At 55.6% G+C, this 19,177-nt stretch carries 23 protein-coding genes and 8 pseudogenes; 17 read left to right on the top strand and 14 right to left on the bottom strand.

The window, feature by feature from the left end:
• Positions 1-6 precede the first annotated feature (6 nt).
• The 10 genes and pseudogenes from ACQ86N_RS32605 to ACQ86N_RS32560 all read left to right on the top strand — a co-directional run bounded on the left by ACQ86N_RS32605 (position 7) and on the right by ACQ86N_RS32560 (position 7,369).
• Positions 7-1,263, top strand: coding sequence for an NAD(P)/FAD-dependent oxidoreductase (locus ACQ86N_RS32605; RefSeq protein ID WP_431210675.1), 1,257 nt, complete (start codon positions 7-9; stop codon positions 1,261-1,263).
• A 14-nt stretch (positions 1,264-1,277) separates the two neighbouring features.
• Positions 1,278-3,038 carry a DPP IV N-terminal domain-containing protein gene (locus ACQ86N_RS32600; RefSeq protein WP_431210674.1) on the top strand — a complete coding sequence of 587 codons (1,761 nt, stop codon included), beginning with the start codon at positions 1,278-1,280 and terminating at the stop codon, positions 3,036-3,038.
• Complete coding sequence (locus ACQ86N_RS32595; RefSeq protein ID WP_431210673.1) at positions 3,035-3,388, top strand: alpha/beta hydrolase family protein; 354 nt, start codon at positions 3,035-3,037, stop codon at positions 3,386-3,388. The genes ACQ86N_RS32600 and ACQ86N_RS32595 overlap by 4 nt, the downstream gene beginning before the upstream one ends.
• Positions 3,389-3,479: 91 nt before the next feature.
• Positions 3,480-3,905, top strand: a pseudogene (locus tag ACQ86N_RS32590) (dihydrodipicolinate synthase family protein); the annotation flags it as partial.
• A 100-nt stretch (positions 3,906-4,005) separates the two neighbouring features.
• Positions 4,006-4,416 carry a dihydrodipicolinate synthase family protein gene (locus tag ACQ86N_RS32585; protein WP_431210672.1) on the top strand — a complete coding sequence of 137 codons (411 nt, stop codon included), beginning with the start codon at positions 4,006-4,008 and terminating at the stop codon, positions 4,414-4,416.
• Positions 4,416-5,654, top strand: coding sequence for an APC family permease (locus tag ACQ86N_RS32580; protein WP_431210671.1), 1,239 nt, complete (start codon positions 4,416-4,418; stop codon positions 5,652-5,654). The genes ACQ86N_RS32585 and ACQ86N_RS32580 overlap by 1 nt, the downstream gene beginning before the upstream one ends.
• Positions 5,655-6,028: 374 nt before the next feature.
• The gene (locus ACQ86N_RS32575) at positions 6,029-6,193 is read left to right on the top strand and encodes a hypothetical protein (protein WP_431210670.1); all 165 of its coding nucleotides are present in this window, start codon (positions 6,029-6,031) and stop codon (positions 6,191-6,193) included.
• Positions 6,186-6,695, top strand: coding sequence for a GH39 family glycosyl hydrolase (locus tag ACQ86N_RS32570; RefSeq protein WP_431210669.1), 510 nt, complete (start codon positions 6,186-6,188; stop codon positions 6,693-6,695). The genes ACQ86N_RS32575 and ACQ86N_RS32570 overlap by 8 nt, the downstream gene beginning before the upstream one ends.
• Positions 6,658-6,771, top strand: a pseudogene (locus tag ACQ86N_RS32565) (hypothetical protein); the annotation flags it as partial. The gene ACQ86N_RS32570 and the pseudogene ACQ86N_RS32565, both read left to right, overlap by 38 nt.
• A gap of 46 nt (positions 6,772-6,817) precedes the next feature.
• Complete coding sequence (locus tag ACQ86N_RS32560; protein WP_431218016.1) at positions 6,818-7,369, top strand: hypothetical protein; 552 nt, start codon at positions 6,818-6,820, stop codon at positions 7,367-7,369.
• Positions 7,370-7,440: 71 nt separating this feature from the next.
• On the opposite strand, the gene ACQ86N_RS32555 is transcribed toward ACQ86N_RS32560, so the two are convergent.
• On the bottom strand, positions 7,441-7,860 hold the full coding sequence (locus ACQ86N_RS32555; protein ID WP_431210668.1) for a winged helix-turn-helix transcriptional regulator: 420 nt from the start codon (positions 7,858-7,860) through the stop codon (positions 7,441-7,443).
• Positions 7,861-8,054: 194 nt separating this feature from the next.
• Here ACQ86N_RS32555 and ACQ86N_RS32550 point away from each other — a divergent pair, with 194 nt between their 5' ends.
• A complete protein-coding gene (locus ACQ86N_RS32550; RefSeq protein WP_431210667.1) occupies positions 8,055-8,237 on the top strand; it encodes an NAD(P)-binding domain-containing protein in 183 nt (60 codons plus the stop codon).
• Positions 8,234-8,725 (top strand): NAD(P)-dependent oxidoreductase, encoded by a 492-nt coding sequence (locus ACQ86N_RS32545; protein WP_431210666.1) that lies wholly within the window; start codon positions 8,234-8,236, stop codon positions 8,723-8,725. Before ACQ86N_RS32550 ends, ACQ86N_RS32545 begins: the two co-directional genes overlap by 4 nt.
• Before the next feature lie 25 nt (positions 8,726-8,750).
• On the opposite strand, the gene ACQ86N_RS32540 is transcribed toward ACQ86N_RS32545, so the two are convergent.
• Positions 8,751-9,995: a TolC family protein gene (locus ACQ86N_RS32540; protein WP_431217694.1), complete on the bottom strand. Its 1,245-nt coding sequence runs from the start codon at positions 9,993-9,995 to the stop codon at positions 8,751-8,753.
• 277 nt (positions 9,996-10,272) lie between these two features.
• Positions 10,273-11,675 (bottom strand): annotated as a pseudogene (locus ACQ86N_RS32535) (efflux RND transporter permease subunit); the annotation flags it as partial.
• 83 nt (positions 11,676-11,758) lie between these two features.
• Here ACQ86N_RS32535 and ACQ86N_RS32530 point away from each other — a divergent pair.
• Complete coding sequence (locus tag ACQ86N_RS32530; RefSeq protein ID WP_431210665.1) at positions 11,759-11,884, top strand: hypothetical protein; 126 nt, start codon at positions 11,759-11,761, stop codon at positions 11,882-11,884.
• Here ACQ86N_RS32530 and ACQ86N_RS32525 read toward each other — a convergent pair.
• The 11 genes and pseudogenes from ACQ86N_RS32525 to ACQ86N_RS32475 form a co-directional block, all read right to left on the bottom strand.
• Positions 11,830-12,135 (bottom strand): annotated as a pseudogene (locus tag ACQ86N_RS32525) (efflux RND transporter permease subunit); the annotation flags it as partial. The gene ACQ86N_RS32530 and the pseudogene ACQ86N_RS32525 overlap by 55 nt on opposite strands.
• A 62-nt stretch (positions 12,136-12,197) precedes the next feature.
• Positions 12,198-12,320, bottom strand: a complete 123-nt coding sequence (locus ACQ86N_RS32520; protein WP_431210664.1) for an efflux RND transporter permease subunit — start codon at positions 12,318-12,320, stop codon at positions 12,198-12,200.
• Positions 12,317-13,281 (bottom strand): annotated as a pseudogene (locus ACQ86N_RS32515) (efflux RND transporter permease subunit). The gene ACQ86N_RS32520 and the pseudogene ACQ86N_RS32515 overlap by 4 nt, the downstream one beginning before the upstream one ends.
• A gap of 6 nt (positions 13,282-13,287) precedes the next feature.
• Positions 13,288-13,437, bottom strand: coding sequence for a hypothetical protein (locus tag ACQ86N_RS32510; RefSeq protein ID WP_431210663.1), 150 nt, complete (start codon positions 13,435-13,437; stop codon positions 13,288-13,290).
• Positions 13,438-13,451: 14 nt separating this feature from the next.
• Positions 13,452-13,874 carry an efflux RND transporter periplasmic adaptor subunit gene (locus ACQ86N_RS32505; protein WP_431217693.1) on the bottom strand — a complete coding sequence of 141 codons (423 nt, stop codon included), beginning with the start codon at positions 13,872-13,874 and terminating at the stop codon, positions 13,452-13,454.
• A gap of 31 nt (positions 13,875-13,905) precedes the next feature.
• Positions 13,906-14,394 (bottom strand): annotated as a pseudogene (locus tag ACQ86N_RS32500) (efflux RND transporter periplasmic adaptor subunit); the annotation flags it as partial.
• 142 nt (positions 14,395-14,536) lie between these two features.
• Positions 14,537-14,788: a hypothetical protein gene (locus ACQ86N_RS32495; protein ID WP_431210662.1), complete on the bottom strand. Its 252-nt coding sequence runs from the start codon at positions 14,786-14,788 to the stop codon at positions 14,537-14,539.
• Positions 14,782-14,952 (bottom strand): hypothetical protein, encoded by a 171-nt coding sequence (locus ACQ86N_RS32490; protein ID WP_431210661.1) that lies wholly within the window; start codon positions 14,950-14,952, stop codon positions 14,782-14,784. The genes ACQ86N_RS32495 and ACQ86N_RS32490 overlap by 7 nt, the downstream gene beginning before the upstream one ends.
• A gap of 53 nt (positions 14,953-15,005) precedes the next feature.
• Positions 15,006-15,242, bottom strand: coding sequence for a substrate-binding domain-containing protein (locus ACQ86N_RS32485; protein WP_431210660.1), 237 nt, complete (start codon positions 15,240-15,242; stop codon positions 15,006-15,008).
• The gene (locus tag ACQ86N_RS32480; RefSeq protein WP_431210659.1) at positions 15,239-15,361 is read right to left on the bottom strand and encodes a hypothetical protein; all 123 of its coding nucleotides are present in this window, start codon (positions 15,359-15,361) and stop codon (positions 15,239-15,241) included. The genes ACQ86N_RS32485 and ACQ86N_RS32480 overlap by 4 nt, the downstream gene beginning before the upstream one ends.
• A gap of 41 nt (positions 15,362-15,402) precedes the next feature.
• Complete coding sequence (locus ACQ86N_RS32475; protein ID WP_431210658.1) at positions 15,403-16,011, bottom strand: LacI family DNA-binding transcriptional regulator; 609 nt, start codon at positions 16,009-16,011, stop codon at positions 15,403-15,405.
• A 167-nt stretch (positions 16,012-16,178) separates the two neighbouring features.
• Between ACQ86N_RS32475 and ACQ86N_RS32470 the strand changes: the two are divergent.
• From ACQ86N_RS32470 to ACQ86N_RS32455, 4 genes and pseudogenes are all read left to right on the top strand, one after another.
• Positions 16,179-16,942, top strand: a pseudogene (locus ACQ86N_RS32470) (SDR family oxidoreductase).
• Positions 16,943-16,963: 21 nt separating this feature from the next.
• On the top strand, positions 16,964-17,134 hold the full coding sequence (locus ACQ86N_RS32465) for a hypothetical protein (RefSeq protein ID WP_431210657.1): 171 nt from the start codon (positions 16,964-16,966) through the stop codon (positions 17,132-17,134).
• The gene (gene kduI / locus ACQ86N_RS32460; RefSeq protein ID WP_431217692.1) at positions 17,131-17,793 is read left to right on the top strand and encodes a 5-dehydro-4-deoxy-D-glucuronate isomerase; all 663 of its coding nucleotides are present in this window, start codon (positions 17,131-17,133) and stop codon (positions 17,791-17,793) included. Before ACQ86N_RS32465 ends, kduI begins: the two co-directional genes overlap by 4 nt.
• A 38-nt stretch (positions 17,794-17,831) precedes the next feature.
• Positions 17,832-19,165 (top strand): annotated as a pseudogene (locus ACQ86N_RS32455) (MFS transporter).
• Positions 19,166-19,177: the final 12 nt, after the last annotated feature.

Genomic DNA, 19,177 nt, shown 5'->3' with positions numbered 1-19,177 from the left:
TGTTGAATGAAGAAAAACGTAGTCGTCATTGGCGGCGGCATTATTGGACTGAGCTCTGCTTACTATCTGCAAAAGGCCGGACATTCTGTTACAGTACTGGATCGATCTGATTTTATGGACAATTGCTCCTATGGCAATTGCGGTTATGTATGTCCGAGTCATTTTATTCCGTTGGCGACGCCTGGTATTGTGCGGCAGGGGCTGAAATGGATGCTGAACTCACAAAGTCCTTTTTATGTTCAGCCGAGGCTGAGCAAATCACTGATAGACTGGGGGCTGAAGTTTATGAAGAGCGCCAACGCCGCGCATGTGGACCGGTCGGCGGTGCCGCTGCGGGATATCGCGTTGCTCAGCCAGCACGAATACGAGAATACCTGGCTTCCGCTGCCGCATTTCGAGTTTGCTTATCAGCATAAGGGGCTTCTTGAAATATTCCAGACCGATGCCGCCGCGGAACACGCGCACCATACCGTCGAGAAGGGACACGAACTGGGGCTGGATGTCGAGCTGCTGGATGCGGCCGCTCTTCAGGCGAAGGAACCGCATACGAAGGTCAACGGAATGGGCGCCATTTTCTTCAAGTGCGACGCTCATCTTTACCCTGATAAACTGATGAAAGGACTGCTTAGTCTGCTGACGGATTCCGGTGTACAATTGCTGCCCGGTGAAGAAGTGACAAAGATCGAGACGAAAGGGGGTAGGGTTACGCGGGTGGTGACGCCGAAGCAGGCATTCGAGGCCGACCAGGTCGTGATCGCCACGGGCTCGTGGAGCCGGGAGATGGCGGCGTTGCTGGGAACGAAGCTGCCGCTGGTGCCGGGCCGCGGCTATTCATTGACGCTGGAAGATTCTCCGTACCAGCTGAACTATCCGGCGATCCTGGTAGAGGGCCGGGCCGCGATAACGCCGATGGACGGAAACAAGATACGTTTTGGGGGGACGATGGAGATTACTTCTACGAATACTCCTCCCCGATACGCGCGCGTGCAGGGAATACTGAATGCGGTGAAGCGTTTCTTCCCCGAGTTCGACGTGCCGATGCCGCCGGTTGAAAAGATATGGTATGGCTACCGTCCCTGTTCTGCGGACGGTCTGCCATATATCGGGCGGATAAAGAAATACGATAACGTCGTGATCGCGACGGGACATTCGATGCTTGGGCTTAGTCTCGGCGCCGGAACGGGGCTGCTGGTGCGTGAGCTGGTGGAAGGCGTGAAGCCGAGTATTGATTTAGCGCCTTTTGCTGTAGAGCGTTTCGACTAATAAACTAAAATATAATGAAGAAACTACTGCTTGTGCAGGGAGGGCTTCTTTTTGCCCTCCTGACGGGTTATGCCCAGCCGTATCAGCCTTCCCGGGCTGAGATTTTAGAACGATATAAGCGGGCGAAGCTGCTCGACAGCCTTGCAACCCGCAGCATTTTCAAGACCACGGTAAGGCCGCACTGGTCGGAGGACAATGGTTCGTTCTGGTACCGCAATATCATCGACAAAGACAGCGCCAAAGAGTATATCTATGTAGACGTCGTGCATGGTACGAGGAAGAAACTGGACGCGGAGCCGGCGGACACGACTACGAGACATACGGCATTCTCACGCTGGACGGGCCGACGCTGGGGCTCTTTTGCGAACGATTCGCTGTCTCCGGACAAACAGTGGGTAGCGGTCATACGGGACAACAACGTCTATATCCGGGGTGTTGGTGACGATGCTTCCGCTGCGGTTGCCTACACCAGCGACGGCAATGCCGACAAGCCCTACGGACAGCTGGCCTGGTCGCCGGACAGTAAGTATGTTGTCGGCTATCATGTCAACCCCGTAAAAGATTCGGCGGTCTACTATGTATTGTCCTCTGTCCAGGGTACCACGCGGGGCGTGCTGAAGAAACGGCCCTATAAGCAGCCAGGTGACCCGTTCACGAGCTATGAGATGTTCCTTTTCCGTCCTTCGGACAAGAGGACGACGAAGGTAAATACGCCGGTACTGGATTTCTTCGGTGCGCCGGAGCTGCACTGGAAGATGCGTGAGAACAGGTATTTCACGTTTGAACGGGTCGAGCGGGGCCACCAGCGTTTCAGGGTCATCGAGGTGGATGCATCGAACGGAGAAACGAGAACCGTCATCGACGAAAAGACCAATACATTTATTTACGAGTCCCGGTTGTTCACCTACTATCTGCCGGAAACAAATGAAATGCTGATGACCTCGGAGAAGGGCGGGTGGCAGCATCTATATCTGATGGACCTGCAGACCGGCGGTCAGAAGGCAGAAGTGACCAAAGGAGAATGGATCGTCCGCAATATCGACAGCATCGACACGAAGAAGAGGGAAGTCTGGTTCTCCGCCAGCGGTATGAACCCGGATGAAGACCCCTATTACACTCACTACTATCGTATTGGTTTCGATGGAGGTCACCTGGTCAGCCTGACGCCGGCAAAAGCCAATCATATCGTAAGCTATTCACCGGACAGAAAATACTATCTCGATGCCTATTCCGAGATCAACGTGCCTACGGTGACGGAGCTTCACCGGACCTCCGATGGAAAGAAGGTAATGGAAGTGGAACGGGCGGATGCTTCCGCCTATCTGGCGGCGGGATTCAAATTCCCGGAACCTTTTCATGCGAAGGGACGGGATGGGGTGACTGAGATCTGGGGGATCATCGTTCGGCCGGTAGATTTTGACCCGACCAGGAAATACCCTGTTATAGAAAATATCTATGCTGGTCCGCAGGATGCCTTTGTTCCTAAGGATTTTACGGGAAGGTATGGAGAGATGCAGAGTATTGCGCAGATGGGTTTTATCGTCGTGCAGATCGACGGGATGGGAACGGCGAACCGGAGCAAGGCTTTTCACGATGTTTGCTGGCACAATCTGGCAGACGCCGGATTCCCCGATCGTATCCTGTGGATGAAGGCGATGGCGGCGAAGTATCCATACGCGGATGTCGGGCGGGTGGGCTTGTACGGGACTTCGGCGGGAGGGCAGAACTCGCTGGGCGGGCTTCTTTTCACGGCGATTTTTACAAGGCGGCGGTGAGTTCGTGCGGTTGTCACGACAACAGGATCGACAAGCAGTGGTGGAATGAGCAATGGATGGGGTATCCGGTCGCGAAGCACTATGACGACCAGTCCAATGTCACCAATGCGTGGAGGCTTCGGGGTGATCTTCTGCTGATGGTAGGAGAGGCGGATAACAATGTGCCTCCGGAGTCGACCTATCGGGTGGCGGACGCGTTGATCAAAGCGGGTAAGACCTTTGAATTCCTGCCATTACCAGGATTCGATCATACCGACGGTGGGCCTTACGGGAGGATAGAGCGGAGGGATTTCTTTGTGCGTCATCTACTGGGAGTGGAGCCGCCGCACCGGAATGATCATGAAATGTGAGAGGGGAAAGGATGGTTAATATCTGTGCAGGATTGATTAAAAACCAATATACGTTGAAGTTGTCTTATAAATACATTTGAAAAAAGTTTTTATGGCTATAGACTGGAAGGGGGTTTTCCCTGCGCTTACTACCAAATTTACTACCAAGGACGAACTGGACCTTAAGCTATTCGATAAGAACCTGAAATTTCAGCTGGCGTGCGGCGTAGACGGGGTCATTCTCGGCGGGAGTCTTGGCGAGGCCAGTGTGCTTTCATATGAAGAGAAGGAGCAGCTCGTAAAATTTGCGGTCGGGTCTGTGGAGGATAAGGTGCCGGTGGTGCTGAATATCGCCGAGGGTTCCACGCGTGAGGCGCTGCAGCTGGCGGCGAATGCGAAGGCCTGGGGCGCGAAGGGGCTGATGATGCTGCCTCCAATGCGTTATAAATCCGATCATCGCGAGACGGTGACCTATTTCAAGACCGTTGCCGAGTCTACGGATCTGCCCATCATGATCTATAACAATCCCTACGACTATAAGATCGAGGTGACGCTGGATATGTTCGAAGAGCTGATCGAGTGCCCGAATATCCAGTGCCGTAAAGGAGTCTACGCGGGACGTATCGAATGTGACGAGGATGTTCAACCGGTTTGGCAGCCGCCTGAGGATACTGTGCGGTGTGGATACGCTGGCTATGGAAGAGCTGCTGATGGGCGCCGATGGCTGGGTCGCCGGTCTGGTGTGCGCGTTCCCGGCGGAGACGGTGGCTATCTATCGTCTTGTGAAGGCCGGTCGTATCGAAGAAGCTCTTGCGATCTATCGCTGGTTCATGCCGGTGCTGGAGCTGGATATCCACAGCAAGCTGGTTCAGTATATCAAGCTGGCTGAGGTGCAGACGGGTATCGGCAGCGAATACGTTCGCGCTCCGCGTCTGGCGCTCGAGGGGAAGGAAAGGGAAAGAATTTTGAAGGTGATCGGGGAAGCTGTGGCTAACCGGCCATCGTTGCCTGACTATCTCTCCATCCGTCCGGAAAAAACATTTGCGTAATGGCGGAAGAAAAGTTCAAACAGTCGCTTGGTCTGCTGGATGCTACGATGATCGTTGTCGGCTCGATGATCGGGTCGGGGATCTTTATCGTCAGCGCGGATATTACGCGGAACGTGGGTTCTGCGGGATGGCTCGTGTTGATATGGGTGCTGACGGGGGTGCTGACCCTGACGGCGGCGCTTAGCTATGGCGAGCTGAGCGGGATGTTCCCGAAGGCGGGCGGCCAGTACGTATATCTGAAGGAGGCGTTTAATCCGCTGACCGGATTTTTGTTCGGATGGAGCTTCTTTGCGGTGATACAGGCGGGTTCCATCGCCGCGGTGGGTGTGGCCTTTTCAAAGTTTGCGGCCTATATCTTTCCGGGTGTCGGCGAGCAGCATGTTCTTGTCGATCTGGGATTTTTGAAGGTCTCGGCGGCGCAGGTGATGTCGATCCTGCTGATCGTTGGGCTAACTTATATCAATACCCTCGGTGTGAAGGAGGGCAAGCTGATCCAGACCGTCTTTACGATGACAAAGATCGTGGCGCTGGCGGGGTTGGTCATATTCGGGTTCATATTTGCCGCGAGTAAAGGCGTCGCGCATGCCAACTGGAGCAGCGGTTTGAAGCTGGGGAAGCTGGAGGGCGGGTCGATCGTGCCCTATGTGGGGATGGCCGGCTTCGGGGCTATAGCGGCGAGTATGGTGGGCAGTCTTTTCAGCAGCGATTCGTGGAATAACGTGACGTTCATTGCGGGGGAGATCAGGAAGCCACAGCGGAATATCGGGCTGAGCCTTTTTCTTGGAACGCTGATCGTGACGGCAATCTATGTAGCGACGAACCTGATGTATATCTATGTTCTGCCGATGGATGCTATTGCCAATGCGGAGAATGACCGTGTTGGTGTGACGGCTTCGCTGAAGATCTTCGGCGGAAGCGGAACGCTGGTGATGGCCATTCTGCTGATGATATCGACCTTTGGATGTGACAATGGGCTGATCCTTTCGGGGGCGCGTGTTTATTATACGATGGCGAAGGACGGCGTGTTTTTCCGCCAGGTGGGTGTGCTCAACAAGAATGCTGTTCCGGGGCGCGCGTTGTGGATGCAGTGTATCTGGGCTTCGGTGCTGTGTCTCAGCGGGAAGTATAATGAAGCTGCTGCAGTATGTTATTTTCGTGGTGCTGATCTTTTATATTCTGACGATCATCGGTATATTCAGGCTGAGGAAGAAGAGGCCGGATCTGGAGCGGCCGTATAGGGCTTTTGGTTATCCGGTGCTGCCGCTGTTGTATATTCTGGTGGCGGGGGCGATTTGTATATCATTGTTCGTTTTTACGCCTAAATTTACGTGGCCGGGGTTGGGGATTGTGTTGCTGGGAATACCAATTTATCATTTAATAACAAGAAATGGAAAGAGTCCGAATGTTGACTTCACCGATTAAGCTGGCATCACTGCTGGTTTTGGTTAATGGATCCCTGCTATTCTTAGCGGGGATTTGTGCTTCGGCCCCGGCTGTGGGGCAGGGGGTAGGGGCCCGGTCCGGGGGAGGTGGTTGTTGACTACACTGCTCAGGGGCAGCCGGTTTCGACTTTTGGGCTCAGTTCGGGTATGACGAGCCGAACTATACGTATATGAAGGACGGGAGGAAATTGTTGTCGGAGCTGGCGGCGCTGAGTCCGGTGCCGGTGTATGTGCGTTGTCACAATCTGCTGACGACGGGGGATGGGGTGGCTGCGATGAAGCTGGGGGTCGACGAATGCGTATACGGAGGATGCGGCGGGGAAGCCCGTGTATGACTGGCGTATCGTGGACAGCATTTTCGACAGCTATATCAGCAGGGGGATGAAACCGCTGGCGGAGATCGGATTTATGCCGGAGGCTCTGTCGGTGCATCCGCAGCCCTACCGGCATCACTGGAAGCCGGGCGTAAAATATGACAGCATCTATACCGGTTGGGCCTGGCCGCCGGTGGACTATGATAAATGGGGGCGTCTGGTGGAGGAGTGGGTGAGGCATTGCGTCAGCAGGTATGGAGAGAAGGAAGTGTCGAGCTGGTTGTGGGAGGTGTGGAATGAACCGAATATCTCCTACTGGAAAGGGACGAGGGACGAGTATTTCAGGCTCTACGACTATGCGGCGGCGGGGGTGAAGAAGGCGTTGCCTTCGGCGCGGGTGGGCGGACCTGCGACTACGGGTCCGGGCTGGGATAAGGCGGCGGACTGGCTGAAGAACTTTTCTGGAGCACTGTGCTGCCGGGCATGTGCCGTTGGATTTTATCAGCTATCACGCCAAGGGTAGTCCGAAGGTGGTGGATGGGCATGTGCGGATGAATATGAGGCCTCAGTTGAAGGACGTGGCGACGGGGTTTGGGATCGTGAAGCAGTCTGCGTTTGCCGGGTTGCCCATCTATATTACAGAGTGTGATCCGGAGGGTTGTGCGGCTTGCGGGATGGCGACGGAATCCGGAGAATGCGTATCGCAACGGGACGATGTATTCGAGCTATACGGCGGAGTCGTTTGCGCGGATATTGGATACGGCTGCCCGGTATGGGGTGAATCTGGCGGGGGCAACTAGCTGGTCGTTCGAGTTCGAGGGGCAGAAGTGGTTCGATGGTTTCCGGGACCTTGCCACCAATGGGGTGGACAAGCCGGTGTTGAATATATTCAGGATGTACGGGATGATGAGGGGCAGGCGGGTTAGTGTGGATGATGGGAGTGTGATGGCTGCTGCGGATGGGCATGGGATGACGGTCATGCTGTGGAACTATACGGACGACGATCTGCCGGGGGAGGTTGTCGGCAGGGAGGTGAGTTTGCGGCATTTACCGGTGAAGCACGTGAGGGTTACGGAGTATAGGGTGGATGAGGAGCATGGGAATGCGTATACAGTTTGGAAAACGATGGGGTTGCCGCAGGAGGTTGGGCCGGCGGAATATAAAAAGTTGGAGTCCTCCGGCCGGCTTGCGGGGTAGAGAAAAAGATGACGGTGGATAATGGTAAATTATCCATGACGGTTAGTTTGCCGGCTCACGCGGTGGTGTTGCTACGGCTTGAGTGGTGAACGTTCGGCGTGGCGGCGGCGGTTCTCCTGGATCTCTTCGATATTGGCGTCGGCCCATTTTACCATTTCTTTTATCAGGGGTAGCAGGCTTTGAGCCATTCCGGTCAGTTCGTATTCGACGCGGGGTGGGATCTCGGGGTACATTTTTCTTGTCACGAGGCCGTCGGCTTCGAGGCTGCGGAGGGTTACGGTCAGCATTTTCTGGGAGATATCGCCGATGGCGTTGCTCAGTTCGTTAAAACGGAGTTTACCGCGGTCTCCGAGGAGGATGATGACGAGGATGGACCATTTGTCGCCGAAGCGGTCGAGTACCTGGCGAACGGGGCAGTTGACGGCATCGAAAGGGGGAATGAGTGTTGCGGTTGTCGCGGGCGGAAGGAGGGTTGAAGTTGCTCCGATCACGGGGGAAGGGAGGGTTGCTGTGTCGAGTCCGCCAGCGAGGATCGTATTTTTTCTCTAATTTTTTTCATTGTATCGTGTTGAAGTACAGCATTAGTTACCTGTGAGTTACTGGGTTTCGCGAGCGTGCCTTCTTGGAAGTACGGTTGGTTTCTTTGTAACTTTAACTCTCTAAAAGTAACTTAATTACTGAAATTATGAAAATTGCATTGATTGGGGCCAGTGGTTTTGTTGGTAAAGCCATCGCCCGGGAATTGGTTAATAGAGGACATTTTGTGACCGCTATTTCGCGTCATCCGGAGCAGGGTGTCGGCGAAGGGGGGACTGCGGAACATGGTGTGGCCGGGGAAGGGGGACTGCGGGTCGGATCGTTGGTGTGAAGGGAGACGTGTTTGACGTCGACAAGCTGGCTGCCCTTTTGAAGGGGCATGATGCTGTTGTGAGCGCTTACAATCCGGGCTGGACCAATCCGGAGATCTATGCCGACTCGATGCGAGGTTCGAAGGCCATCCAGGAGGCGGTGAAGAAGTCCGGTGTGAAGCGGTTGATCGTGATAGGTGGCGCCGGGAGTCTGTATATCAAGCCGGGGGTTCAGCTGGTGGATACGCCGCAGTTTCCGGCGGAGTATAGGGCGGGGGCGACGGCTGCGCGGGATTATCTCGACGTGATCAGGAAGGAGAATGAGCTCGACTGGACGTTCTTTAGTCCGGCGATCCTGATGAATCACGATACTGCGGGTGTACGCAGGGGGCATTACCGTCTCGGGCTGGAGAACCCGGTATTCGACGAAAAGGGGCAGAGTGTTCTCTCGGTAGAGGACCTTGCGATGGTGATTGTCGATGAGCTGGAGAATCCCAGGGCATATTAAACAACGTTTTACGGCAGGTTATTGATTAGCGCCAGCCTCCGCCGAGGCTGCGGTAGAGGCCGATGCTGTGAAGCAGAATATTTTTTCTTGCCTGTGTCACTTCCAGTTCGGCGTCCAGCACGTTGCGCTGGGCTGTTATCACTTCCAGATAGGAGGCCTTGCCTACGCGGTACAGGTCGTTGGCGACTCTGACGGCGCTGGTGAGGGCTGCGGCCTCTTCTTTTTTCAGCTGAAAGTAGTCGGAAAAATTCCGGATGCCTTTGAGGCTATTGGTGACCTCCTGAAAGCCATTCAGCACCGCCTTCTGGTAGTCAAGAAGGGCGATGCGGCCTTCCGCGATGGTGCGCTGATAGTCGGCCTTTATGGCGTTCCTATTGAAGATGGGGGCCATCAGGCTGCTTGCGGCGCCGTATACGAGCGAGCCGGAGCTGAACAGGAGGTTTGGCCTGAATGCGTTGTAGCCGACATAGGGTGAAAGCGTCAGCGATGGGAGGAAGGCGGCGCGGGCCGCGCGGATATCGGCGTTGAGCGCCTCCAGCCCGAGCTCTGCTGCGCGGATGTCGGGGCGGTTGAGCAGCATCTGTGACGGAACGCCTGCCGAGAGTGAATCGGGCAGGGGTGTATTGAGCAGCGAGGTATCCCTTGGGATGGTCCGGCCGGTGCGTCCTACGAGGAAGTTGAGCTGGTTCTCGGTCTCTGTTATCTCCTGTGCCGTGGTATAGCGCAGGCTCTTTGTGTGGAGCAGCTGGGCCTTGAACTGCTGTACGGCGAGCTCGGTCGCGCGGCCGGCTTGCTTCTGCGTTTTGACCATATCCAGGGCGTTTTCCTGCAGCTGGATATTTTCGGTGAGGACTTTTTGCTGGTTGTCGAGGGTCAGCAGCTGATAGTAGAGCGTGGCGATGTCGGCGGTCAGGGTTGTCGTCACGAGGCGTTGTCCTTCCCTTGTTGCGAGCCATCGCGCGATGGCCGCCTTTTTCCGTTGGCGGAGCTTGCCCCAGAGGTCGATCTCCCGCTGGCTTCGAAGCCCGAGGAAATAGTCGGGCGTGGGATTGGGGATCTGTTGGTCGTTGTCGACGTTGGGGGAGAGGTTGGTGTCGTGGTTGCCGACGCCATTCATTGTATAGTCTCCGTATTTATCTACTGTAGCGGATGCTCCTGCCTGGATGGACGGATAGAGAAAGGCGCGGGCGTAGCGCATGCCGGCGGATGCGATCTCGATGCGCTGGAGGGCGGACTGGATGTCGGGGTTGGTCGTGAGCGCGGAGTCGATCAGCTGTTGCAGCCGGGGATCGGGGAAGAACTGGTTTAGGGGGATTGTTGCAATGGAGGTTGTATCCGCGGGAACCGGGGCTGCTGTCGGCGAAGGTCGCGGGCAGGGTGGATGCGGGGGTTATGGTGGTGGCGTTGTATGTTTTGCAGCCGGGGATCATGAATAGGAATATCGCGGCTAACGCAGCGATTGGTAGTCGCCGTTTTTTAATGGAGCTGAAGAGGACGTAGAGCCCCGGGATGAGGATGAGCCCGAATATGGTGCCGAAGAGCATGCCGCCTGCCGCTGCCGTGCCGATGCTGCGGTTGCCCATGGCGCCTGCCCCGCCGGCAAAGCAGAGGGGAAGTAGGCCGGCGACGAAGGCCGGGGATGTCATGAGAATTGGCCGTAGTCTTTCTTTTGCGCCTTCTATGGCCGCCTGGAGGATGGTATCGCCGTGTTTTTGCCGGTGGATGGCGAATTCGACGATGAGGATGGCGTTCTTGCCGAGCAGGCCGATGAGCATGACGAGGGCTACCTGTGCGTAGATGTTATTCTCGAGGCCCGCGAGCTTCAGGAAGAAGAAGGCGCCGAAGATGCCGGTAGGCAGGGAGAGGATAACGGGGAAGGGTAGCAGAAAACTTTCATATTGGGCGGCGAGCAGGAGGTAGACGAAGAGCAGACAGATCAGGAAAATGGCGATCGCCTGGTTGCCGGAGAGCACCTGTTCGCGGCTCATGCCCGACCAGTCGAAGGTATAGCCGCGGGGCAGTTTGTCTTTTGCAATGCGGGCGATGGCTGTCAGCGCGTCGCCGCTGCTGTAGCCGGGGGCTGCGTCGCCGGTGATCATCGCGGACGTATACATATTATATCGCGTAAGCTGTTCGGGGCCGTGGATCTTTTCCATCCGGATGAATGTGGCGAGGGGGACCATTTCTCCCTTGTCGTTCTTGACGTGAAGGCGGAGTACGTCTTCGGGCTTGGTACGAAATTCGGGAGATGCCTGTACCATCACCTTATACATCTGGCCAAAGCGGATGAAGTTGGAGGCATAGTAGCTGCCCATCAGTGTCTGGAGTGTCGACATGGCCTTGTCGATGGTGACCCCTTTTTGGCGGCGACGGCACGGTCCACTGAGATCATGTACTGCGGGAAGCTGACGTCGAAGGTGCTGAAGGCGCCGGCGATTGCCGGTGACCGGTTGAGGTCCGCGATGAAGCCTTCGGCGACGGAAGCGGTCTTCTGCAAATTGTCCGAGCCGCTGCGGTCGAGCATGCGGATCTCGAAGCCCGCGGCGTTGCCAAAGCCGGGGACGGTTGGCGGGGAAAGAACTGGATGGCGGCGTCGCCGATATGTTTTGTCTTTTTCTCCAGCTGGCTGATGATCTGGGTGAGGGATTGGTCGCGTTCGTCCCGAGGGCTTGAGGTTGATCATGGCCATACCGTAGGAGGCGCCGGCGACTTCGTTGACGAGGCTGTAGCCGGCGAGGGTGGAGACGGACTCTACTGTCCTGAGCGCAGTTGCTTCCTGCTGGACCTGGCGCAGCACCTGCTCGGTACGTTCGACCGTTGCTCCGGGTGGGGTTGTAACGTTGACGTAGATCTGTCCCTGGTCTTCTGTCGGTATAAAGCCGCTGGGCAGGAGGCTGCTGGTGCCCCATGTGGCGAGGAAGAAAAGACCAGCATGGCGAGGGTGGCCCATTTTTTTCCTGCAATGCGGAATAGCAGGCGTGTGTATCGGTTGGAAAGTCCGTTGTATCCTTTATTAAATCCGCCGAAGGCTCTTTGGAGGAAGGTTTTTTGGTTGGGTCGTGGCGAAGGAGGATGGCGCAGAGGGCCGGTGTCAGCGTCAGGGCGTTGATGCCGGAGATGACGATGGAGATGGCGAGTGTAAGGGAGAACTGGCGGTAGAAGACGCCAACGGGTCCCGACATAAAGGCTACGGGCAGGAAGACTGCGGACATAACCAGTGTGATGGCGATGAGGGCCCCGCTGATCGACTTCATGGCGCCGAGTGTGGCGTCCATGGCGGACATGTGTTCTTCGGTCATTTTCGCGTGTACGGCTTCCACCACCACGATGGCGTTGTCCACGACGATGCCGATGGCGAGCACGAGTGCGAAGAGCGTGAGCAGGTTGATCGAGAAACCCAGCAACTGCATGGAAGAAAGTCCCGATGAGGGCCACGGGCACGGCCAGCGCGGGTATCAACGTCGAACGGAAGTCACTGGAGGAAGATGAAGACGACGATGAATACAAGAATAAAGGCTTCGACGAGTGTTCGCAGTACTTCGTGGATCGAGGCGTCGAGGAATCGGGAGACGTCGTAGTTGATATTATACGTCATGCCGGGGGAAAAGAGGCCAACTTCAGTTCGGCCATCTTTTTGATCGAAGTGATCACTTCGCGGGCGTTGCTGCCGGGACGCTGTTTGATGAGGATCGAGGCGGAGGGCTGGCCGTCCGTGTTGGAGACCATGTTGTAGGTCTGTGATCCAAATTCGACGTCGGCGACCTCTTTGAGGCGAAGGACCGAGCCGCTGCTATCGGCGCGGATGACGATGTTTTCGTATTGAGAAGGTTCGAAGAATTTTCCGGGATAGCGGAGGACGTACTGCAGGGGTTGGGGAGAACGGTCCGAGCTCTGTCCTGTCTTGCCGGGCGCGGCTTCGACGTTCTGGTTGCGGATGGCCTGGATGACCTCGTCTGTTGCCACGCTGTAGGCAACCATGCGGTCGGGTTTCAGCCATACGCGCATGGAATATTCCTTGGCGCCCATGATCTCGGCGCGGCCCACGCCGTTGATACGTTTGAGCTCCTGGAGGATATTGATATCGGTAAAATTGTAAATGAATTTTTCGTCGAGCGTGCTGTCCTCAGAGAGGATATTAAGATACATGAGCATGCTGTTCACTTCTTTTTCCGTCGTGACGCCGGCGCGGATCACCTCTTCGGGCAGTTCGTCGAGAATAGTGGCGACGCGGTTCTGTACGCTGACTGCGGCCTGGTCGGGGTCTACGCCCACGTTGAAATTTATAGTGATGACGGTGAGGCCGTCGTTGCTGCATACGGAGGACATATAGGTCATGCCGGGTACGCCATTAATGGCTCGCTCGAGGGGTGTGGCTACCGCCTTGGTACATACCTCGGCGTTGGCGCCGGTATAGTTGGCTGTGACCGTCACCGAGGGGGAACGATGTCGGGGAACTGGGTCACGGGGAGGGTTGTCAGAGAGAGGACTCCGAGAAGTAATATGATTAAAGATATCACCAGCGACAAAACGGGCCGCCTGATAAAAAGCTGCAACATGGGCAATTATTTTTTAGACGTCTGTGTTGCGTCGTGGGTAATGGATTGTGGCAGGATGGTCATTCCTTCGCGTACGTTCTGTGCGCCTTCATACAGGATCCTGTCTCCCGGTGTGATGCCGTCCCGGACGAGGTAGGCGCCGGAGATGCGGGTCACCGGCGTGAAGTTTCTCAGGCGAAGGGTATTTTTGGGGTGAGGACATAGACGTAGCTTTTGTCCTGTATGTCGAATACCGAGCGCTGTGGGATGAGGAATACCTTTTCTATTTTATTGCTAAGGAAGAGTCTGCCGGTAGCGCCGTGGCGCAGGAGTTTTTGGGGGTTGGGGAAGCGGGCGCGGAAGTCGATGGAGCCGGTGTTCTGTTCGATCTCGCCTTCAACAGTTTCTATGTGGCCGGGGTAGGCGTAGCTGCTGCCGTCCGCGAGGGTGAGGCGTACTTCGGTGCTGCGCTGGCCGGGTGAGGACTGGCGGGTGCGTTCGTATTGGAGGTATTCGTTCTCGGGTATACTGAAATATGCGTACATCGAGCTGATATCGGAGAGGGTTGTGAGCAGTGCGCCTTCGTCTATGAGGCTGCCGGACTTGAGGGGGATCCTGTCGATCAGTCCGTCGAAGGGGGGCGCGGATGAGGGTATAGGAGACGTGGTTCTCTGCGCTGCGGACGGCGGCGCGGGCTTCGTCGATGTTGGCGTTGTCGGCGGCGAGTTTGGCCTGGGCGACTTCCAATTCGGAGGCGGCGACGACCTGTTTGGTCACGAGGACCTGGACGCGCTGGACCTCTACTTCCGAGGCTTTGGCGGCGGCGATAGCGTTGGATAGGGCGGCTTTTGTCCTGGAGAGCGCGACCTTGTATTCTTCGTCGTTGATCTTGAAGAGGGGGTCGCCTTTTTTGACGAGGCGGCCTTCGTCGACGAGGATCGTTTCGAGGAAGCCTTTTACGCGGGCGCGGATCTCGACGTTCTTTACGGCACGGATGTCGGCGACGTAGGCGGTTTGGAGGATGGTATCCTTTTGTTCGAGGGTGAGTACGGGGAGCCGGAGTGTGTCGGCGTTAGGGCGTTCGGGCTGACCGTAGGAGGTGCAGGCCGTCTGGAATACGGAAATGAGGGCCATCAACGATATGTTGAGGTATAGGATCTTGACCATAAAATAATTACGTTTTCACTAAATGAAATGTCCGGCATGGCGGAGGTACCGCGGTTTCGCGGGGTTCGCGCCGGTGTAAGCTGCCGATGAAATCCCAGGGAAACGATGGTCAGAATGGGCTAAGCCGGAAAAGGAAGTTGTAATAAGAAGGGAGGACGGGTTTGCGGATCAGGTGGTTGCCGTAGACGTGCCGGGTGATGCCGGGCATGCGGAAGGCGTTGAAAAGCGCCTGAAGCAATTGTGTCGGCGCCTGGATGCTGATGGCGAGCCCGCGGATGATCGACAGGGTGTGCCGGTGGAAGGACTTGAAGGGGGCTTTGCCCTGCTCGTCGTCGTCGTCCTGGAACTGGCTGATCAGCATATCGAGGAGGAGGTGGAACTGGTATGTGAGTCGACGTCGGCGACCGTTGGCTGGCCGTTCAACGACTGGACTGCGACGCCTGTATAGAAGGAGAACAGGCTATTGACCAGACAGCATAGTGTAAATATGTAGATCCACTTTTCCGCATAGGCTAACGTGTGCAAAGGTAGGGAAAAATAGTGGGTTTATTGCGGCTCGCGGATGGTGGGGGGCGGGTTTATTGCGGCTTGCGGATGCTGGAGTCGCGGATCTTGAGTTCGGTCTCGAGGACCTTTTTCTGGAATTGGGTGATGGGGCGTTTGCTTTCGATCAGCTGGATGAGGAGGTCGGTGGCGGCCTGTCCCATTTCGAGTGCCGGCTGTGTGACGGCGGTGAGGGAGGGATAGAAGATGTCAGCGGAGATGGAGTTGGTGAAGCCCACCAGCGCTACCTGTTGGGGGACGGAGATCTTCATTTTTTCAGCAGGCTGAGGGTGGTGGTGCTGAGGCGGTCGCTGGCGGTGAAGATGGCGTCGGGTTTTATTTTTAGCTGCAGCAGTTCGGTGAGGGCCTGCTGGGTCTCTTCGGGGATCATGCCGCCGTGCTGGACGAATTTTATGTATTGGGGGTCGGGGGTCAGGCCGGCGTCTGTGAGTGCTTTTTATATCCTTCGAGTCTCTCGAGGGTAATGGAAAGGCTGCCGCTGCTGGTGATCTGTGCGATGTGGCGGTAGCCCTGCTGCAGGAGGTGTTTCGTCGCCTCGTAGGCGCCTTTGAAGTTGTTGGCGATGACCTTGTGGGTGGCTATCTCGTCGGTGATACGGTCGAATAGTACCATTGGAAGGCCTTTCTGGTGGAGGCTGATAAGGTGTCCGACATTTTTCGTTTCGGCGGAGAGGGAAATGATCAGGCCGTCGACGGAGCGGGAGGAGAGGTTTTCGATACCGGTGACCTCTCTTTCATATGACTCCTGGCTTTGGGTAATAATGACGTTGTAGTCTTTCTGGCGGGCGACGGATTCGATGCCGTTGATGACCTGGGAAAAGAAGTTGTTGTCGATATTGCAGACGATGACGCCGATGGATTTGCTGCGGCCTCTTTTGAGGCTTTGGGCGATGGGATTGGGTTTGTAGTTGTTTTCGCGTGCGTAGGCGAGTACCTGTTGCTTGGTCTCTTCGCTGATCTCATGGCTACCGCGAAGCGCCTTTGAAACGGTGGAAACCGACAGGTTGAGCGCCTTCCGCAATATCCTTTATGGTGATCGCTTCAAATTTCATTCATTTTGTTGCCTTTGCGGGTTGTGGTCGCAAACGTTTTCGTAAATAAAGTACGTCTTTTCCTCTCCAATTACCTAATTCCGCAGTAGACTTGTCCCCGGGCAGACAAAGTTAACGATCTGTTCATTAATAAATTATGAGTGACTTGTTTAATTTACAAGGGAAGACAGCCCTTGTAACCGGCTGTAATAAAGGTATTGGCAGGGCCATGGCGCTGGGTTTGGCCGAGGCCGGCGCGGATATTATCGGCGTTTCGGCATCTCTGGAGGCGTCGGGCAGTGGGATAGAGCGGGCGGTTGTTGGGTTGGGCCGGCAATTTTACCCATTCCAGGCTGATCTTACGGACCGGGAAAGCCTGTATAGCTTTGTACGACGGGTGAAGGAAAAGCATCCGGTGGTCGATATCCTGGTGAACAATGCAGGGATGATCCTTCGTCAGCCCGCGGCGCGGCATAGTGATGAGTACTGGGACAAGGTATTGGCAATAAATCTGGATGCGGCATTTATTCTGGCCCGTGAGTTCGGAAAGGAGATGCTTGTCCGCCGCAGCGGCAAGGTCATCTTTACCTGTTCGCTGCTGACCTTTCAGGGGGGCATCAATGTCCCGGGCTATGCGGCCAGCAAGGGAGCACTTGGCAGTCTGGTCAAGGCGCTGGCGAACGAATGGGGATCCCAGGGGTCAATGTCAACGGGATAGCTCCAGGCTATATCAGTACCGACAATACCGAGGCGCTGCGCAATGATCCCGTGCGGAGCAAATCTATTCTGGATCGGATACCTGCGGGTCGATGGGGTGAGCCGGACGATTTCAGGGGGCCGACGGTATTTCTGGCCTCTTCGGCAGCTAATTATGTACATGGTACTATCCTCACCGTTGATGGCGGATGGATGGGCCGCTAAACCGATAAACACTGTATGAATATGGAAGTAAGGTATGAACACAGTCCGAAGGAAGTCCGCGGGATGACCACTGAGGAATTAAGAAAGTCCTTTTTGACGGACAAACTGATACAGGAAGATACTATCCGGATGGTATATACGCACTATGACCGTGTGATCATGGGGGCGCCTGCCCGGTCAAGGAGAGTCTGAAACTGGAGACGCATCCTGAGCTGAAGGCCGATTTCTTTTTGCAGCGCAGGGAGATCGGGATCATCAATGTGGGAGGTCCGGGCAGGGTCGTTGCGGATGGGGTCAGTTACGATTTGAATAAGCTGGACTGCGTTTATGCGGGGAAGGGAGTTAAGGACATCGTTTTGCAGAGTGTGGATGCGGCGGAGCCTGCGTTCTACTTTTTGTTGTCGGCGCCTGCGCATGCTTCGCATCCGGTGCAGTTCCTGCCGAAAGAGAAGGCGTTGCCGCTGACGACGGGTTCTGCGGAGACTTCGAATCACCGGACGATCTACAAGTACATACATGCCGATGGAATACAGAGCTGTCAGTTGGTGATGGGGTTGACGATATTGAAGACGGGGAGTGTCTGGAACACCATGCCGGCGCACACGCATAGCCGCCGAATGGAGGCCTATTTTTATTTCGATGTTCCGGAGCAGCAGCGTATTTTCCATTTTATGGGGCAGCCGCAGGAGACGCGTCATCTGCTGGTGGCCAATCATCAGGCGATCGTTAGCCCGCCGTGGTCGATACATTCGGGATGTGGGACCAGCAACTATTCCTTTATCTGGGGGATGGCGGGTGAGAATTATACGTATACCGATATGGATTTAGTAAATATATCGGAATTGCGATAATTGTATTATTTTCGAAACTATGTCTAACGTGTCCCAAATTGCCTCGGGTTCGGAAACTGGCGCCACTTGTTGGCCGTTACCGGTGGACGATCTGTGCTCTTTTATTCTTCGCCACTACGATCAACTACCTGGATCGTTCAGTCATCAGCTTCTTAAAATCGACATTTACCCGGGATTTGCACTGGGATGATGCCGACTATGCCAATGTGGAGATCGCGTTCAAGTTTGCGTATGCTGTAGGGTTGCTGGTCGCGGGTCGTATTGTCGATAAGCTGGGGACCAAGCTCGGGTATGCGGTGGCGACAGGCTTGTGGAGTCTTGCGGCGATGTGTCATGCTTTTACGAGTACCGTCACTGGTTTTGGTGTTGCGCGTAGCGCGCTGGGTGTGAGCGAGGCGGGTAATTTTCCGGCCGCGATCAAGACGGTGGCGGAATGGTTTCCGAAAAAGAGCGGGCATTTGCCACGGCTATATTTAATTCCGGGGCGGGGATCGGAGCCATCGTTGCGCCGCTGAGTGTACCTTTTATCAATGCGATCTGGGGCTGGAAAGCGACGTTTGTGATTACTGGCGCGATCGGATTCATATGGCTGATCTTCTGGTTTATGATGTATGAGGTCCCGGAGAGACATAAGAAGCTGACGGAGGCCGAGATGAAGTATATCAACAGTGATCCGGGTTCGGAGCAGAGCACGGTGGCGGCAGAGGATGGAGCGGCGAAGCGGAAATTTTCGTGGGTCCGGCTATTGCGTTTCCGGCAGACCTGGGCTTTTGCGATCGGCAAGCTACTGACGGACCCTATCTGGTGGTTCTATCTGTTCTGGCTGCCGGATTTTCTGAAGAGCGAGTATCATATGGGGGATGAGGCTGTCGCGTTGCCTGTGGCTACCGTATATATCATGGCTACTGTGGGTGGTATCTGGGGAGGATGGTTGCCCATGCGGTTTGTGAACAAGGGCTGGCCGAATTTCAAGGCGAGGAAGACGTCGATGTTAATCTTTGCATTTCTTGTGATCCCGGTGGTTTTTGCGCAGATGGCGGGGAATATCAATGTCTGGTATGCGGTGGTCATCATTGGGATTGCGGCTTCGGCGCATCAGGCGTGGAGTGCGAATATCTTTACGACGGTCAGCGATATGTTCCCGAAGAAGGCTACGGCGTCGGTGACGGGTATTGGCGGGATGGCCGGGGCGCTGGGTGGTATTTTGTTGTCGGCGCTGGTGCAGAAGAATTTGTTTGTGCATTACCGGGCGATCAATAAGATAGAGGTTGCCTATTATATAATGTTCGCCGTCTGTGGTGGGGCGTATTTGCTGGCGTGGGTGATCATGCACTTTTTGGTGCCGAAGATGACGCCGGCGGAGTTGGACTAGGGCCGGGTGTTC

Source organism: Puia sp. P3, assembly GCF_050632245.1.
Taxonomy (GTDB): Bacteria; Bacteroidota; Bacteroidia; order Chitinophagales; family Chitinophagaceae; genus Puia.
Note: the sequence above shows the minus strand (reverse complement) of the source record. Positions and strands in the feature narration are given on the sequence as shown.